The following is a 16,193-nucleotide window of genomic DNA, read 5'->3' as shown; positions in this document are numbered from 1 at the left end:
TCACTAAGTAAGAGGACGCTAGTGTCTTAAAAGTCTCATCATTTTCGACATGAAGCCTTTTACTGCACCCTGCTGTTCCCCCGTAGGAGTTTGTCTTGCAATAAAATCATCGACTAATCGATAGATCGACTGAGAGGCTGCGCTGGTAGGATAAGCCACCGTAAAAGGAATTTGTCTTTTCACAGCCTTGGACACGTTGTTATCGTCGTCTACAAAGCCTAAGGTTGGGATATCTATGTGTAAAAACTGTTTGGCAACCATAGTGATCTTGTCGGCTGTTTGTTTGCCTTCCTTGCTGTCCGTAGTACGATTAACGACCAATTTAAAATTCACAGGTTCATTCATCGAGTTCACCATTTTAATAATAGCGTAAGCATCAGTTATTGAAGTTGGCTCTGGGGTCGTTACCACAATGGTTTCTTCTGCTGCCAAAATGAATTTTAACGTTTCCTTCGACAAACCCGCACCTGTATCAAAAATAATGAAATCCACAGTGCCATTTAATTGATTAACCTGATCAGCAAAATATTCCAATTGATCGTCAGTAAGTCTGATCAAATCATTAAATCCAGAGCCACCTGCAATGAATTGCAGATCATGTGGACCTCTTTGGATAATTTCCCAGATCGTTTTTTCCTTTTTCAGCAAGTGATACAAATTGTATTTAGCGCTGACTCCCATCAGCACGTCGATATTTGCCAGCCCAATATCAGCATCAAATACCAATACATCAAAACCCTTTTTTTGTAAAGTAAGTGCAAAATTCAGTGTAAAATTGGACTTTCCCACACCGCCCTTGCCACTGGTTACTGTAAGTATGCGAGTTGGCTTGACAGACTTCTGGACATGTTGATTGGAAACCAGATTGCGAAGTCCTTGCGCCTGGTCAGTCATGATGATCAACCCCCAGTATCAGGTCAACAATATGCTGCTCCGCCAACAGATTGATATCATCTGGAACACTTTGTCCATTGGCCACATAAGAAAGCTGCAGCTTGAAATCATGCACCAGATTGACGACGGCTCCATACGAATCGGTTTCGTCCATTTTCGTAAACAGCACTTTGTCGAGCTTGAATTTCGAGAAATTTTCTGTAATTGCTTTCATATCCTTGTATTTGGTAGTCAAGCTCAGCACCAGATACGTTTCGCTTTTACCGCCGTACTGCAGCAGCGTATTCAATTCCGATACATACATTTCATTGCGAAAATTCCGCCCTGCCGTATCCATAAATATGATATCACGATCTTTAAGCTGCTCGAAGGCTTTGGACAAATCCTGAGGCGAGAACACGACCTCTAAAGGTACATTCAGGATAGTGGCATACGTCTTGAGTTGTTCCACGGCCGCGATACGATAAGTGTCCGAAGTAATGAAACCAACCTTACGATGGTATTTGAGCACCTGCTCCGCGGCCAGCTTGGCGATGGTTGTTGTCTTGCCAACACCGGTAGGTCCTACAAAATGTGCAATGCGCGTATCGGCAGCCATCGCATTCGATTGACCCTGGTTGAACAATTCAAGCAGCTTTTTTCTTGCTGATTCCATCGCTGAATCATCCGTTATCGTAACCCCGGCATCCAGAGCTTCCTGGGTAATGGAAGCAATGATATCATCCACTAGCAGAGGCTCTACTTCCTGCTCGATCATTCGCTGCTTCAATACGATTAAAGAGGGATCACTCACTTGTTGGCTTCCTTGAACAGATAGCTTATGCATGAACTCTTTCATCTGCTTCAATTCTTCCATCAGCATGTCTTCTCTTGCCTTCACAACAACAGCTGCAGCAGGGATTTTTGCAGGTACAGCCGGACTTGGAATAATAACATCGGGAACTTCAGGAAAAGCAAGAGCTTCCCGTTTCAAGTCGCTGATTTGCTGCTGCGCCGCTAAGCCATTTGGTCGTGCATATGCATTTTTAGCAGTCTGTGGTGTGTTAAAGCCTGTATTTACAGGCTGTGGTCTGTCTATCGGTGCGATTGTCTTTACGGGTGAAGGCGCCGCTGCCGCGGACGTGTCTATAGCAGCAATGACCTCGATTTTCTTTTTGGAAAACATACCGAGAAATCCACCAGAGCGAATTTCTTTCGTATTTAAAATAACAGCATCCTTACCAAGATCGGTTTTAATTTTTTGCAGTGCATCTGGCATTGAATCGACAATATATCGTTTCACTCTCATAAATTAACTACCCCCATGCTTTGAATTTCAACGTTGGGTTCGAGCTCACTGTAAGAAAGAACCGGTATATCCTGCATCGTTCGTTCCAAAAGCTGCCTAAGATACATGCGGATCGTCGGAGAGGTCAAAACAATCGGCTGTTGTCCCGATTGGATCAGCTTCGTTACCTGATCCGTAATACGTTGATAAATAATCTGGGTTGAGCTTGGGTCCAGAGCCAGATAGCTGCCTTGATCGGATTGCTGAACGGACTCGGCTATTTTCTTTTCAAGGCTCGGACCCACTGTAATAACCTTAAGGGAATCGCCAGTTGCCGCAAATTGCTGCGTAATCTGACGTGAAAGCGACTGTCTCACATATTCGGTCAATATTTCCGGATCTTTGGTATAAGTACCGTAGTCCGCTAATGTTTCCAATATAGTGACCAGGTCGCGAACCGATATTTTTTCTTTTAACAATTTAACCAGAACCTTCTGCACATCACCTATCGACAATACACCAGGAATTAAGTCATCCACCAGAACCGGGTAACTTTCCTTGACATTTTCGATCAATCCTCTTGTTTCCTGACGTCCAAGAAGCTCATGCGCATGTTTCTTGATAACTTCAGTTAAGTGAGTCGCAACAACCGAAGGCGGATCTACCACTGTATAACCGGATAATTCAGCTCTTTCTTTCATTGCCTCATCAATCCATAAGGCCGGCAGCCCAAATGCAGGCTCCAAGGTGTCGATCCCGCTGATAGAATCGTCCTCGATTCCGGGACTCATGGCCAAATAATGATTCAACAGCAGATCACCGCGGGCGACCATATTCCCTTTAATCTTGATCACATATTCATTAGGCTTCAATTGAATATTATCTCGAATCCGAATAACCGGTACGACAACTCCCATCTCCAGAGCACATTGCCGACGGATTAAAATAATTCTATCCAACAAGTCGCCGCCCTGCTGTGTATCAGCCAAAGGGATCAATCCATAACCAAATTCAAATTCGATAGGATCCACCTGCAATAAGCTAATAACACTTTCCGGACTGCGAACCTCTTCGATTTGCTGCTCTTCCTCCAACTGCTCATCCTTGGCCAGCTTTTTCACCAAGCTCTGCTGCATTTTCATAGCGGCATAAGCGAGTAAAGCGGCAATAGGTAGTGTAGTAATGAGATGAATAGGAGTGAAAATTCCGAGCAAAGTGATTGTTCCTGCAACAATGTAGAGCAATTTCGGATAAAGTAAGATCTGCTTGGATAAATCATGAGCCAAATTACCTTCTGAGGTTGCTCTGGTAACGATTAAGCCTGCTGCCGTAGAAATTAACAGAGCCGGTATCTGGCTGACCAATCCGTCACCAATCGTAAGAATCGAATACAGCGCTCCTGCTTCTGCAAGGCCCATACCTTTCATGCTCATACCAATAATTAATCCGCCCAGGATATTGATAAACAGGATGATAATTCCGGCGATGGCATCTCCCTTAACAAATTTACTGGCACCATCCATCGCTCCATAAAAATCAGCTTCCTTAGAAATTTTCTCTCTTCGCTCCCGAGCTTGAATCTCATTAATCAAGCCTGCATTCAAATCCGCATCGATAGCCATTTGCTTACCTGGCATTGCATCCAATGTAAATCGTGCAGCTACCTCGGCAACGCGCTCAGAACCTTTGGTAATAACGATAAATTGAACGAGCACAAGAATGATAAAGACGACAAAGCCTACAACGATGTTCCCTTGTGCAACAAACGAACCAAAGGTTTTGACCACATTACCGGCATCCCCATTCGCTAAAATATTTCTTGTAGTCGAGACGTTTAACGCCAGCCGGAAAAGGGTAGTAATCAATAGAAGTGAAGGAAAGATAGAAAATTCTAAAGGGTCCTGTGTATTCATGGCTACCAGAATAATTAAGAGCGCAATAGAAATATTAATAATTAACAGAACATCTATCAACCAGACTGGAACCGGAACAACCATCATCAATACAATCCCAATAATACCGATGAGTACAACCAGATCTTTAATTTTCATAGCACATGTCCTCCTCTCTTATTTAATTGGCTTTACCTTTCATCTTATATACATATGCTAGCACCTCTGCGACAGCCTGGAACATGTCTGCTGGAATGGCTTCGCCAATTTCTACTTGTGCATACAAGGTCCGTGCCAAAGGTTTATTTTCTATCGTCACAATACGGTTTTCCTTAGCTATTTGTTTAATTTTCAAGGCAATATATTCAGTTCCCTTGGCTATAACGGTTGGAGCCTGCATATTGTTGGAATCATATTTTAACGCTACGGCAAAATGGGTAGGGTTTGTAATTACAACATCTGCTTTAGGAACCTCTTGCATCATCCGCTGCATAGCCATTCGCCGCTGCTTTTCACGAATTTTCCCTTTAATTAAGGGATCGCCTTCCGACTTTTTATACTCATCTTTAATATCCTGCTTGGACATCTTAATACTTTTTTCAAACTCGTATTTCTGATACATGTAATCAAATAGAGCCAAAACAATTAAGATCAAGCCAATTTTCAATCCTAATTTCAATGTAACTGAAGCCATAAATACGAAAATATTTTCCAAGGGCAGGCGAGCTAGTTCCATTAAGGAACTTTTTTCAGCCCAAAGCGTATCATATACGACGTAGCCAATAATCGACATCTTCAGCACAGATTTCACAAAATCCACCAAGGTGCGTGCGGAAAATATTTTCTTCGCTCCCTCGATCGGGTTGAGCTTGCTAAATTTCATCTTAAGTGGATCTCCGGTAAACATGACCCCAATTTGTAGGTAATTGCTAAATATAGCAGTCACCATAGCTACCATGAGTACAGGAACAATGATCATGATACTTTGCATAAACAACTGTTGAAAAAGTAGATTTACATTGGCCGTAGTAATGTCCATCAACAAATAATCGTAAAAGATAGAACGGAACACTAACGTTAACTGGCTTTTCATGTAACCGCCAAATATGTAAAAGGAAAGAAAACAAAAAAATAAAATGAATGCAGCGGGTAGTTCCATACTTTTGGCTACTTGACCCTTTTCCCTTGATTCCTGCCGTTTTTTAGGGCTAGCCGGTTCTGTTTTTTCTTGGGAAAACATCTGCAAATCTAGCTGCATTCTTAAAGAAACCACTTCAATTCCTCCCGGTTAACCAGTAAACATGCCGATAAATTTTTGCATATAGTCAAACATGGATACAAAGGACCCCTTAAAAATGGATTCATAAGCGGGAAACAACAATATTAGAAGCAAGAACCCGATCAACATTTTGAGTGGTGCTCCGATAACGAGAATATTGAATTGTGGAGCTACTCTGGCCAGCAATCCAAGACCGACATCGGTCAAAAACAACGCAGCAATAAGTGGTGCCGCCATTTGAAAACTGAGTGCAAATACAGTCGAAAATGACTTAATGACAAACTCGGTAATTTGTCCATTATATATTTTGGTGAACAGCTCATTGGATAACGGAATCCATTCATAGCTCTCCATAATGGCTTTTAACAATAGGTGATGTCCATTTAAGGATAAGAAAAGCAGCATTGCGATCATATACTTTAAATTGCCGAGAATTGGACTGGAAGCACCTGTCAAAGGATCAAATACATTCGCGATACCAAAACCAATTTGAATATCGACAAACGATCCTGCAATCTGCACGACTGTAAAAAACAAATAGGCAATGAAGCCAAGAAAAATGCCTACCAATATTTCTCTGATGATGGAAAGGAAATATAGTGAATCAAATGTAGCCAGGGTTGAAGATCCTACAACGCTGAAAGCCATTAACGTAACAAAAAAAGCAAGCCCAATTTTAAAGTGCGCCGGCACATTTTTGGCTGAAAATACAGGAACGACAACAAAAAACGATGAAATCCGACAAAAAAAGAGCAAAAAGCTAGGAAAATATTGTTGTATCCATTCCATACCTTCACTACCTAGCCCACAAATTTATAAAGGTTATTCAAAATGTTATAAGTGAAATCTATCAATGTAGTCAAAATCCATGGTCCAAATATTAAAAAAGCTAATAATACGGCAACTATTTTAGGAACAAAAGCCAACGTCTGCTCTTGGATTTGTGTTGTTGCCTGAAAGATACTAATGGCCAACCCCACTACCAATGCAAGAACCAGCATGGGGGCACTGGCCTTCAAGACCGTGTATACAGCCTCACCGGCCAAGCGAATAACAAACTCCGAGCCCAAGGTTTATTCTCCTCCTGCATGGTCATCAATTCTCATTATGTGTTGAAGCTAAGTAACAATGATCTTACTACCAGATACCAACCATCCACTAAAATAAACAGCAATATTTTAAATGGAAGTGATATCATGACGGGCGGCAGCATCATCATCCCCATTGCCATCAAGGTGCTGGCTACGACCATATCGATAACCAAAAAAGGAATGAAAATCATAAAACCCATCTGAAAAGCCGTTTTTAATTCACTAATCGCATATGCCGGTACCAAAGCAGTCAACGGTGTATCTTCAACTCCACTTGGTGGCTGAGCCTTGGAATAATCGAGAAACAGCTTCAGATCCTTTTGTCTTGTGTGTTGAAACATGAACTTTTTCATGGTGACCGATGCCTTGTCTAAGGCGTCTGTTTGATTCATACTTCCTTTCAGATAAGGCTGCAGCGCTTGTTCATTTAAATCGCCAAGCGTCGGTGCCATTATAAAAAAGGTCATGAATAGTGCTAATCCAATCAGAACCTGATTAGGAGGCATTTGTTGTGTGCCGAGCGCTGTTCTTACAAAACCGAGAACAATAATAATTCTTGTGAAACTGGTCATTAACACTAGGATTGCGGGAGCAATACTCAGGATCGTGATTAATATAATAATATTGACCGTATTGGATGCTCCAGCTGCAGAGCTTGAAGATCCAAAATCAATATTAATGCCAGGGATAGGATTAGCCGCATAGACATGGGATGTTGACAACATGATCATTGCGAGCAAAGATACTACCGTGTAGATCATAGCCTTCCATTTCATTGTTTATCATTCAACCGATCTTTATTTTTGTCATCCATCAGTAGATCCTCCACCATTTTCTTTCGGTCTGATAAATGGTGCATTTTATTGTGAAATATTTGCTGAAAAGAAGCTGTTACCTCTTCGTCTGACTCCTCTATGATACTTTGCTTTTTTCTCAGCCTGGATACCCAGCCTGTGAGAGTTTCAAAGCTTGCTGCGGTTTTGGCATTCGAGGAATTTAACATTTCCGATATATAGGAAACCTCATCCTCATCTTCAATTTTTTCCAGCAGCTGCACATTTTCTCCAACTCCTACTATATAGAGAGAACGACCAATTTCCACGACTTGAATCGATTTGTTGGGACCCAATGGTACGCCTCCTAAGGAGCGCATGGAGCGGCCAAATAAAAATTTATTTTTCTGGGAAAGAAACTTAATAATAATAAAAAATAATCCGATAATAAGAATAAGAAAGAAGATAACTTTTATAATCATCCATATGGTTTCTGAAGTACTAACTCCCGAGTAATTTAAATCCGATATCCCCTTCGTTGGTTGATCAGGGGAGGTACCGGTTTCCCCAAAACAAATCTTAGAGAAACCGGCGATATGAATACTTCCAACAGCAATAAGAGAAGACAATTTGGTAAAGAGTCTTTTCAAGTTTCACATTCCTTTCGGTCTATGCCAGACTCCCCTTGAATCTATTATCCCAAAGTTTTCTTAATAGCCTCAATAACTCGGTCAGCTTGAAACGGCTTAACGATAAAGTCTTTCGCACCCGCTTGAATTGCATCAATAACCATCGCTTGCTGGCCCATCGCGGAGCACATAATAACTTTGGCTGAAGCATCGATTTTTTTGATTTCCTTCAGCGCAGCAATACCGTCCATTTCTGGCATTGTAATATCCATTGTGATCAGATCGGGACGTACTTCTTTGAACTTCTCAATTGCTTGAGCTCCATCATTAGCTTCTCCACAGACCTCATAACCATTTTTGGTCAAGATATCCCGAATCATCATTCTCATAAAAGCTGCATCATCTACAATTAATATTCTATTTGCCATGTGTAAACAATCCTCCCAAGTTTAATTAATACTGTAGTTTTTGAATGCGATCCCACTGATTAACAATGTCTGTAACGCGTACACCAAAGTTCTCGTCAATAACGACAACCTCACCCTTCGCAATCAACTTATTGTTAACCAGAATATCAACAGGCTCACCTGCAAGCTTGTCTAATTCAATAATTGAACCTTGAGATAATTCAAGGATGTCTTTAATTACTTTCTGAGTTCTACCTAACTCTACCGTTACCTTCAAAGGTATATCCAATAACAAATTCAGATTCGTATCCTCTGGAGGTGTTAATTGGTGTGGTGCAAAGTTTGAAAATTGTGCAGGTTGAACATTAACATCACGACCTAATCCATTCCCATATGCAGCTGGTGGTTGCTGATACATCGGTTGCTGCGGAGGGTACATGGGCTGCTGATACATCGGCTGTTGCGGCGGATACATCGGCTGCTCATACATGGGCTGCTGCTGCATAGGCGGTTGCTGATACATCGGCTGAGCGTAAGGATCAGGTTGTCCCATTGGCGGAGCTATAGGTTGTTGTGGCTGCTGAGCAGCCGCTGGAGCAGGGGTTGGTGCTGGTGCTGACGCCTCTTGCGAGTCCTCCCCACCTCCCATAAGAATAGATACCATATCCTTCGCAAATGATACAGGTAAAAGCTGCATGAGTGTAGAATCAATTAAATCTCCAATGATGATGCGGAAAGAGATTTTGATGAACACTTCTTCTGGAGGAAGCGCCGCTCCTCCTTCACCATCCGACAAGTTTAATATATCAATTCCTGGCGGAGATATATTGACGAATCGATTAAAAATCGTCGACATGGATGTTGCAGAGGAACCCATCATCTGGTTCATAGCCTCTTGAACTGCACTAATATGAATTTCAGATAATTCTTCGGCGTAGGCCGTTCCATCCCCACCCATCATTAAATCAGCAATTACTTGTGCATCGCGAGTTTTGATGACTAACAGATTAATGCCATGAAATCCATCAACATAATTGACATGGACCGCAACGTGAGGCAGAGGGAATTCTTTTACTAATTCATCCTTTGCAACTGCTGAGACTTTCGGTGTAGTGATGTCTACTTTCTTTCCTAATAAAGTGGATAAAGCTGTTGCCGCGCTTCCAAAGGTAATGTTTCCTATTTCGCCAAGTGCATCTTGTTCCAAAGAAGTTAAATAATTATCAACATGGACATCAGCACTTGAGCTCTCCGAGCTGTCACCTGAAGATTGTCTCAACAAAGCATCAATTTCTTCTTGAGACAAATAATCCCTATTATTCGTCATTGTCTTCTGCTCCTTCACTAACAATCTCGCTTATTTGCATAGCCAGTTTTCCCTTGATGCTGCCGGGACTGCCCAAAAACTTCAGTTTTTCTCCGATTCTGATGTTTAGCAGCTCATCAACCGGTTTGTTCAGCGTTATTACATCGCCAGCACTTAAGTTCAAAAATTCCCTGATCGATATTTGAGTTTCACCTAACTCAGCAATAATGGGAAGCTTAGCTTTATGTAAGCGAGATTGTAAAGCCATAACTTCTTCAGGTGCTATCGTTTTTTTCTGAGAAACAAACCAATGATGCACGGATAAACGCGGCATAATGGGCTCAATGACGACATGAGGAATACAAAGGTTGATCATCCCTGTAGTGTCACCGATTTTGGTGCTTAGAGAGATTAATGCAATCGTTTCATTCGGAGACACGATTTGCATAAATTGTGGATTTGTTTCCAGCGCCTCAAGACGAGGAGACAAATCGATAACACTTTTCCAAGCTTCTTGAAGGCTTTCAAAACATCTGCTAAAAATACGTTCCATCACAATAGTTTCAATTTCGGTTAAAGCATTTATTTTTGATGGCGATGTCCCGGCACCCCCAAGCAGTCGATCCAGCATTGCAAACGCTACGTTAGGATGTACTTCAAGAACCATACGGCCCTCCAAAGGCTCCGCTTCAAAAATATTGAGAATTGTCATTTTAGGAATAGAACGAATAAACTCATCATACGGCAATTGCTCGACTTGTACCACATTTATTTGCACAAAAGTTCTTAATTGTGCTGAAAAGTATGTCGTAAGGTAACGAGCGAAGTTTTCATGGATTCTGGTTAAGCTTCGTATATGATCCTTGGAAAACCGAACAGCTCTTTTAAAGTCGTATGCTCGTACTTTTTTCTGCGTTTCTTCCTTCTTGAGTTCTTCAGCATCCATCTCACCTGATGAAAGAGCTGCCAGCAGAGCATCGATCTCATTCTGCGAAAGTACATCTACCATTTAACGTCACCTCCTTCGTACGGCTCTATATAAGAAAATCATTATTGAAGCACATTATCCGTGATCCAAATTTGTTTGATCTTCCCGAGGGTTAGTAATGGGTTCATTTTATTCATAAGGGTCGAAGTTAGATTATCCAAGCCTTTGCTGCCTTGTACCTGCTCCGGAGTCATATCGGAGAGTGTTTGTACAATAATAGCTTTCATTTTAAAATCAAGCTTTTCAAATTCATCCTTCGCCTTCGCATTTTCCAATTCAATGGCAAAACTTGCTTTAATAAATCGATTATTGGTTGCAAGATTTGTCAAAATATCTTTTAGGATAACTGTATTGGCTTTCGTTTCTTCCGGTGTCGCTTTTTTAGCCTGTTTAACTTCCTTGGCTGAGCTTTGCGCTAACTCCTGTGGATCCTGATTACCTTTGTCCATATAATTCCATAAAACAAATGCTGCTGTTAATATCAAGGTTATAGCAATGAGTATAGCAACTACCATCAAAAACATTTTGCTTTTAAACAACTAAGACCCCTCCGAATCGATACTCTTTATTGTTCCAGCAATTGACCCTATCGTTTGCATATACTGGGTCACAAGCTGGACCACATCCGTCATTGGCTCCAATACAGTAATTTTTTTACCAGTTATTAAAGTAATGATAGTGTCGGGTGTTTCTTCTAGACTTTCAATCAATAATGCGTTCACTATAAATTGTTTTCTATTTAAGCGGGTAAGTCTGATCATTGCCAGCCTCCGATTTAAAAATTTAGGGGGAGATCAACTCCCCCTTACCTTAAGTTGTGTTAATGTTTCAAGTTAACAACTTCCTGCAAGATTTCATCGGATGTTGTAATGATGCGGGCATTAGATTGAAAACCACGTTGAGCAACGATCATTTCAGTAAACTCTGCCGTCAAATCAACATTGGACATTTCTAATTGACCAGAAACAATGGCCCCAGTACCTCTTGCAGCATCATTAGCAAGTCCAAGGAAATCGGCTATTGGCGTTCCTGAATCATTGGAGTTTGGTGATTGACGATACATATTACCGCCAATCTTTTCAAGGCCGGCTGGATTTGGGACCTTAACCACACCAATGAAGATACCTGAGTTGGCAGTAGCGCCTGTGTCATCAACCGTTATAAGCTCACCCGAGTTGGATATCGAAAAAGCCGTTACGTTTCCGATGTCATCTAGATCGATACGTGCGCCACCACTATCTACTACAAACATACCATCTGAAGTAACCAATTGATTGTTGGCATCAATCGTGAAATTTCCCGCACGTGTCAGGTACGGCTGCTCTTGATCTTCTGACGCTTTTATTGCGAAAAATCCATCCCCATCAATACGAAGATCGGTCACCACGTTAGTTGTCATCGCACTGCCAGGTGTGTGAATTGTATCAACCGCACTGATTGAAACACCCAAACCGATTTGTTTAGCATTGACACCACCACTTGTTCCATCAATGGATGGTGTCACACCTGCAACTGTCTGACTCAGAATATCCTTGAACATGACACGTCCGCCTTTAAAACCAACCGTATTAACATTCGCGATATTATTTCCGATAACATCCAATTTCGTTTGAAATCCTCTCATACCGGAAACGCCTGAATATAGTGATCTTAGCATTAATAATTGCCTCCCTATGGGTAATTGCCTTATTGTGCTGGCTGCTTCGGTCAATCCACAACCATGGGCTTCCTTTACGGTCCAGCCCCGTTATTACGATATGATGACCGCACTATCAATCTTTGTAAACAAGTTGTCTTTCATAGATGCTTCATCCATAGCAGTCACTACGGTACGATTTTTTATGTTTACAATTAATGCAGTATCATTGATTAACATCAACGAATCCTTTGCTCCTTTTAATGCTGCTTTGTCGATAGCCGCATCAATTTTCGCTAAATGCTCAGGCTGAAATTCAATACCTCGTTGACGTAATCTCTCTTCGGCATGATGACTAAATTTGACGAGCTTCGTCTGCAAAACATCCTGGAATGAGCTTTCTTTGCTCTGAACAGCCAAGTCGTTACGTTTAAGCTGAGATGCTCGTATACTGCCAGGATATAACTGACCGACAGATATGGGTTGGTTCATTCCTTGACCGCCTCCGGCACCGGATTCGAAATTCTCAAGATTGAATCCAGATTGATTTGCTCATCTTTTATCAGAGCATATTGAGAACCCTCTTTCATAATGATGGATTCTACAACACCAGTTCCTATTTTCAGCTCTTCATTGGTTTTGGTACTTGGAATCGACCATTGAACTTCTTTACCGATCAGAGAAGAAGCTAAACCCAAAGATTGCCTCATAAGCTTTAATTCCGTGGTCATATTGGTCAACTGCTCCACAGAGGTAAATTGGGCCATTTGCGCAATAAATTCTTTGTCTTTTAAAGGGTCCGTAGGATCTTGATTTTTCAATTGAGTCATCAGAATCTTTAAAAATTCATCTTTCCCCAATTGACCCTTTGTTGCCGTATCTTTTCCCGCTTTATCCACATTACTTTTAGCATAATAAGGATAAATATTTTTCGTGCTTACTGGTGAATCTGCCATATTATCACCTCCCGATTATGGTTGCTTCTTATGTTAAGCGGTAATGTCGATAGAAGTACTGCCTGATCCATTGGCTGTAGAACTTGCGTTCAATTGGCTTTGTAAAGCTTCATCATCTACAACGGTAATAGTATCGATGTTATTTCCTTTTTGCTGTTTACTGGATTGTTGAGATTGCTGCTGTCGTTGTTGTTCCTGAAACATTCCGGATTGAAAAGCCTGATTCTGGGATACTTCCAGTTTTTCGACTTGAATGCCTTGACTTTGCAGTGTTGTTCTCAGCTGGGATAGCTGACTTTCGAGCATTTCTTTACCTAAGGAGCTATCTGCCATAAATTGTGCAATAAGCTGACCATTGTGCATAGTCAATCTTACATCAACCTGACCCAAATTCTGAGGGTACAAAGAAAGCTTGGCTTCTGTAAAACCATCCTGCTTCGTTTCCAGTGTAAAGGATTTAACGACTAGCTGCGTCATTTCTTCTACAAAATTGGGCGCCTGCATCAAAATCACAGGCTGCTTGGCAATGGCTTGTGTATTTTGTACATGCTTCAAAAACTCATGCATTGGTACAGCCGGAGATTCATCGGAAGAATCATTTGGCAGATCAACCAAAGGTTCAAATAGCGGACTTTCTGATCCATTGCTGTCTACAATTAATTTCGGCTGCACAGATTTAGCTGCTAAAAACTCAAGCTTGGAATTAGCCGTTGGCACTATAACCGGAATGGTATCTTCCACTTTGTTGCCTTTATGCGAGCCAGCGCGAACACCAGCTGCAAGATTCCCAATGACACGTGCAGCTGGTTTTTCGTTAACTACAGGAGCTACGATGTCAGTGCTCACTGCTTGCTCTGTCATGATAGTAGTATTAACTTGGGCTGCAGTCGGTTGCTGAACTACGGAAGCCATCAGCTTTTGCAGATCATTCAAGGCTGTTTGTACAGCCTTCTCAACCTGAGGGGCTGCTGATTTTTCACCATTTGCTTGTAGTAATTGGTTAAAGCTCTCCAACAGCTTAACAGCTTCTTCCTTGGCAATTACTTTGTTGGAACCCCCGGATTTCGAACCTGATGCTTCAGTTGTAGCATTGCTCGCGTGGATTGGCACAAACAATAGCGGATTAAGCTCGTTGTCAGCTAATGAATTATTTGCTGCACTATCATTTACCTCGGACGTTCCAGAATTGTCATCACCCGAAACTACTGGCTGCGATTGAGTCTGATCTGTAGTTGCTAATGGCTGTAACAGCAGTATCGCTTGAAGACCAGCTAACCATGATTGAACATCCGGGTTATCTAAAAGAGCTGTTACATCCTCCGAATCAGATCCCAATAATTTAATTAAAGCGTCCAGCTGCTGTGAGGAGCCTTTACCCTCTTCATTGCTTAGTGCAGATTCGTTGTTTACAGCTCCTAATAATTGGACCAATACATTTAGACCTGTTAATGCAGCCTGATTGGTTAATGCATTCCCAGCGGGTGCTGCGCCGGTGAGCAACCCGTTTAATGTTGACGAGAAGCCTCCCGTGGCTTGTCCATTTAATGAGTTGGATGCGCCGACTCCTAGAGCGCCGCTGGTTGTAGACGAAGCTGTAGATGAACTACCTGATGAAGCAACCGGAATTGGGGTTTGTGCCTGAATTTCCATTTTTTTCACCTCCCTTCATATGATTTATTGAATCAGACGAGCAGATATGAGTGCAGCCACTTCTTTAGATTGTTCGGATATTGCTGTAATAATTTTCGACCTCCCTGCGCTTTCCATTGAACTTAGAATAGAAATCACCTTGTCTGGATTTGCATTTTGCATTTCCATCAAAACAATAGCTGCACTTTTTGGAGTCATATTGGAAAACGTTGCTCCCAAATCATCTTTAGTCAGCTTTTGGGAAGCTTTGGGGTCGGGAAGAGTGACCTGCTTAAGACGTTCCTGCAATGCGGCGATTTGTTTGTCCTTGGCTGTTGATTGGTCCTTTAACAATATAGAAGCTTCAGCAGCTTTCTTTGGATCCATTTTCTCAAGGATCTTGACCTTGTCATCTGTTTTCATCGAACTCAGGACAAGGACCATCTCAGGGATCGTCAAGTTTTCCATGATAGGTGCGGATTTTGACGGAGACATTTTGGCATACATCGTAGCAAGCTGTTGAATTTGTGCTGTATACTCTTCATCGGAAAGAGCTTTTGCTTTGGTTTGCTCCTCCAAAGAGCTGTTTTTCAATTGCAGTTCTTTAATAGTTTGATCACGTTGAACAACAGCAGCATCGCTTTTTATTAATTCCTGATCCTTTTGATCCAATTGCGCACTTAAAGCCTGAACATTTTCTTCAGCCGTTGGTGGTGAAGCTGCCTGTCCAGTTGATGCCTTTTTATCTGCAGGCTTGCCATCAGTAGCTTTGGATTTAGGTTCAGGTACAATACTGCTAATTACCGGTATATTCTTCGCTGTTCGAAGTACGTTGTTCATGACATCATAATCGAAAATGGTAAGTAAAACGCCAAGCAGAACAGCAGTGAATACAAACGGTATCAGAAACCAAATTAAAAACCGTTCCATTCCCCCATACGAGGAGCTTCCTTCCACATCAACATTTGCCATCATCATCGCCTCCTGTCTTCTGCTGTTCTATGACAATCTCCTGAATCGGTTCGTTGCCATCTCGTCTAGCTGCTCTTGTTCTTTTTTCAGCACAGTGGCTGCAAAGCTTTGATGTGCTTTATCCTTGGCTTTACTCCAAATTTTTTCTTCAAGCACTTTACCTGCCAATACATCCTGCTTGGTCACTACTACGCGTTTAGCTCGCTCCAGATCGTTGTTTTTCATCACAATCTGATTACTGACTGTATCCACAAAATGCTGCAGCAGCATAATTTCTGATATAGTTGTTTTGCCTACAGAAGTCGTATGCAGTTGCTCTTGCAGTCCATCCTTTTCCGAACAAAGCACGGACATCGAGGATTCCTCCTCACGTACTTTGCCAATTGCTTCAGATAGCATCCATTCCGCTTGTGTCTTTTCATTCGCTTTTAAATCTACAATTTTTTGAAAAGCATATTTAAAGCGTCTCATTTA

General features: G+C 41.7%; 19 protein-coding genes. All 19 read right to left on the bottom strand.

From position 1 onward, the window contains the following. Positions 1-18 precede the first annotated feature (18 nt). The 19 genes from NST47_RS16570 to fliJ all read right to left on the bottom strand — a co-directional run bounded on the left by NST47_RS16570 (position 19) and on the right by fliJ (position 16,190). Positions 19-894 carry a MinD/ParA family protein gene (locus NST47_RS16570; RefSeq protein WP_341156090.1) on the bottom strand — a complete coding sequence of 292 codons (876 nt, stop codon included), beginning with the start codon at positions 892-894 and terminating at the stop codon, positions 19-21. Then, positions 887-2,182 (bottom strand): flagellar biosynthesis protein FlhF, encoded by a 1,296-nt coding sequence (gene flhF / locus NST47_RS16565; RefSeq protein ID WP_341156089.1) that lies wholly within the window; start codon positions 2,180-2,182, stop codon positions 887-889. Before flhF ends, NST47_RS16570 begins: the two co-directional genes overlap by 8 nt. Continuing rightward, complete coding sequence (gene flhA / locus NST47_RS16560; RefSeq protein WP_341156088.1) at positions 2,179-4,212, bottom strand: flagellar biosynthesis protein FlhA; 2,034 nt, start codon at positions 4,210-4,212, stop codon at positions 2,179-2,181. Before flhA ends, flhF begins: the two co-directional genes overlap by 4 nt. Before the next feature lie 22 nt (positions 4,213-4,234). Next, positions 4,235-5,311: a flagellar biosynthesis protein FlhB gene (gene flhB / locus NST47_RS16555; RefSeq protein WP_445667466.1), complete on the bottom strand. Its 1,077-nt coding sequence runs from the start codon at positions 5,309-5,311 to the stop codon at positions 4,235-4,237. Positions 5,312-5,341: 30 nt separating this feature from the next. Continuing rightward, positions 5,342-6,121 carry a flagellar biosynthetic protein FliR gene (fliR, locus tag NST47_RS16550; protein WP_262686327.1) on the bottom strand — a complete coding sequence of 260 codons (780 nt, stop codon included), beginning with the start codon at positions 6,119-6,121 and terminating at the stop codon, positions 5,342-5,344. Positions 6,122-6,132: 11 nt separating this feature from the next. Continuing rightward, a complete protein-coding gene (fliQ, locus tag NST47_RS16545; protein WP_076232777.1) occupies positions 6,133-6,402 on the bottom strand; it encodes a flagellar biosynthesis protein FliQ in 270 nt (89 codons plus the stop codon). Between the two features lie 35 nt (positions 6,403-6,437). Then, positions 6,438-7,184 (bottom strand): flagellar type III secretion system pore protein FliP, encoded by a 747-nt coding sequence (gene fliP, locus NST47_RS16540; protein WP_372237359.1) that lies wholly within the window; start codon positions 7,182-7,184, stop codon positions 6,438-6,440. 11 nt (positions 7,185-7,195) lie between these two features. Then, complete coding sequence (locus NST47_RS16535; protein WP_341159684.1) at positions 7,196-7,678, bottom strand: flagellar biosynthetic protein FliO; 483 nt, start codon at positions 7,676-7,678, stop codon at positions 7,196-7,198. 212 nt (positions 7,679-7,890) lie between these two features. Then, complete coding sequence (locus NST47_RS16530) at positions 7,891-8,253, bottom strand: response regulator (RefSeq protein WP_076232770.1); 363 nt, start codon at positions 8,251-8,253, stop codon at positions 7,891-7,893. 25 nt (positions 8,254-8,278) lie between these two features. Beyond that, entirely contained in the window at positions 8,279-9,559 is a 1,281-nt protein-coding gene (fliY, locus tag NST47_RS16525; protein ID WP_341156086.1) for a flagellar motor switch phosphatase FliY, read from the bottom strand. Continuing rightward, positions 9,549-10,547: a flagellar motor switch protein FliM gene (fliM, locus tag NST47_RS16520; RefSeq protein WP_076232765.1), complete on the bottom strand. Its 999-nt coding sequence runs from the start codon at positions 10,545-10,547 to the stop codon at positions 9,549-9,551. The genes fliY and fliM overlap by 11 nt, the downstream gene beginning before the upstream one ends. 41 nt (positions 10,548-10,588) lie before the next feature. Continuing rightward, positions 10,589-11,065: a flagellar basal body-associated FliL family protein gene (locus NST47_RS16515; RefSeq protein WP_076232763.1), complete on the bottom strand. Its 477-nt coding sequence runs from the start codon at positions 11,063-11,065 to the stop codon at positions 10,589-10,591. Further along, positions 11,066-11,287 (bottom strand): flagellar FlbD family protein, encoded by a 222-nt coding sequence (locus NST47_RS16510; protein WP_341156085.1) that lies wholly within the window; start codon positions 11,285-11,287, stop codon positions 11,066-11,068. Positions 11,288-11,346: 59 nt separating this feature from the next. Continuing rightward, complete coding sequence (locus NST47_RS16505; protein ID WP_341156084.1) at positions 11,347-12,183, bottom strand: flagellar hook-basal body complex protein; 837 nt, start codon at positions 12,181-12,183, stop codon at positions 11,347-11,349. 93 nt (positions 12,184-12,276) lie between these two features. Then, the gene (locus NST47_RS16500) at positions 12,277-12,654 is read right to left on the bottom strand and encodes a TIGR02530 family flagellar biosynthesis protein (RefSeq protein ID WP_076232756.1); all 378 of its coding nucleotides are present in this window, start codon (positions 12,652-12,654) and stop codon (positions 12,277-12,279) included. After that, a complete protein-coding gene (locus tag NST47_RS16495; protein WP_341156083.1) occupies positions 12,651-13,118 on the bottom strand; it encodes a flagellar hook capping FlgD N-terminal domain-containing protein in 468 nt (155 codons plus the stop codon). The genes NST47_RS16500 and NST47_RS16495 overlap by 4 nt, the downstream gene beginning before the upstream one ends. A 33-nt stretch (positions 13,119-13,151) precedes the next feature. Next, positions 13,152-14,768: a flagellar hook-length control protein FliK gene (locus tag NST47_RS16490; RefSeq protein ID WP_341156082.1), complete on the bottom strand. Its 1,617-nt coding sequence runs from the start codon at positions 14,766-14,768 to the stop codon at positions 13,152-13,154. Between the two features lie 24 nt (positions 14,769-14,792). Further along, entirely contained in the window at positions 14,793-15,719 is a 927-nt protein-coding gene (locus tag NST47_RS16485) for a MotE family protein (RefSeq protein ID WP_341156081.1), read from the bottom strand. Positions 15,720-15,746: 27 nt separating this feature from the next. Further along, on the bottom strand, positions 15,747-16,190 hold the full coding sequence (gene fliJ, locus NST47_RS16480; protein ID WP_341156080.1) for a flagellar export protein FliJ: 444 nt from the start codon (positions 16,188-16,190) through the stop codon (positions 15,747-15,749). Positions 16,191-16,193: the final 3 nt, after the last annotated feature.

The sequence above is a fragment of the Paenibacillus sp. FSL H8-0034 genome (assembly GCF_038000305.1).
Taxonomy (GTDB): Bacteria; Bacillota; Bacilli; order Paenibacillales; family NBRC-103111; genus Paenibacillus_S.
The sequence above is the reverse complement of the archived record's forward strand: the minus strand, read 5'-3'. Positions and strand labels throughout refer to the sequence as shown.

Excerpts from the sequence above, each read along its gene's own strand:
- NST47_RS16505 (WP_341156084.1), bottom strand. The coding sequence starts at position 12,183 with ATGCTAAGATCACTATATTCAGGCGTTTCCGGTATGAGAGGATTTCAA.
- fliJ (WP_341156080.1), bottom strand. The coding sequence starts at position 16,190 with ATGAGACGCTTTAAATATGCTTTTCAAAAAATTGTAGATTTAAAAGCG.
- flhF (WP_341156089.1), bottom strand. The coding sequence starts at position 2,182 with ATGAGAGTGAAACGATATATTGTCGATTCAATGCCAGATGCACTGCAA.
- NST47_RS16530 (WP_076232770.1), bottom strand. The coding sequence starts at position 8,253 with ATGGCAAATAGAATATTAATTGTAGATGATGCAGCTTTTATGAGAATG.
- fliR (WP_262686327.1), bottom strand. The coding sequence starts at position 6,121 with ATGGAATGGATACAACAATATTTTCCTAGCTTTTTGCTCTTTTTTTGT.
- NST47_RS16535 (WP_341159684.1), bottom strand. The coding sequence starts at position 7,678 with ATGATTATAAAAGTTATCTTCTTTCTTATTCTTATTATCGGATTATTT.
- flhB (WP_445667466.1), bottom strand. The coding sequence starts at position 5,311 with ATGCAGCTAGATTTGCAGATGTTTTCCCAAGAAAAAACAGAACCGGCT.
- fliY (WP_341156086.1), bottom strand. The coding sequence starts at position 9,559 with ATGACGAATAATAGGGATTATTTGTCTCAAGAAGAAATTGATGCTTTG.
- NST47_RS16570 (WP_341156090.1), bottom strand. The coding sequence starts at position 894 with ATGACTGACCAGGCGCAAGGACTTCGCAATCTGGTTTCCAATCAACAT.
- NST47_RS16510 (WP_341156085.1), bottom strand. The coding sequence starts at position 11,287 with ATGATCAGACTTACCCGCTTAAATAGAAAACAATTTATAGTGAACGCA.
- fliM (WP_076232765.1), bottom strand. The coding sequence starts at position 10,547 with ATGGTAGATGTACTTTCGCAGAATGAGATCGATGCTCTGCTGGCAGCT.
- NST47_RS16495 (WP_341156083.1), bottom strand. The coding sequence starts at position 13,118 with ATGGCAGATTCACCAGTAAGCACGAAAAATATTTATCCTTATTATGCT.
- NST47_RS16485 (WP_341156081.1), bottom strand. The coding sequence starts at position 15,719 with ATGGCAAATGTTGATGTGGAAGGAAGCTCCTCGTATGGGGGAATGGAA.
- NST47_RS16500 (WP_076232756.1), bottom strand. The coding sequence starts at position 12,654 with ATGAACCAACCCATATCTGTCGGTCAGTTATATCCTGGCAGTATACGA.
- NST47_RS16490 (WP_341156082.1), bottom strand. The coding sequence starts at position 14,768 with ATGGAAATTCAGGCACAAACCCCAATTCCGGTTGCTTCATCAGGTAGT.
- flhA (WP_341156088.1), bottom strand. The coding sequence starts at position 4,212 with ATGAAAATTAAAGATCTGGTTGTACTCATCGGTATTATTGGGATTGTA.
- fliP (WP_372237359.1), bottom strand. The coding sequence starts at position 7,184 with ATGATCTACACGGTAGTATCTTTGCTCGCAATGATCATGTTGTCAACA.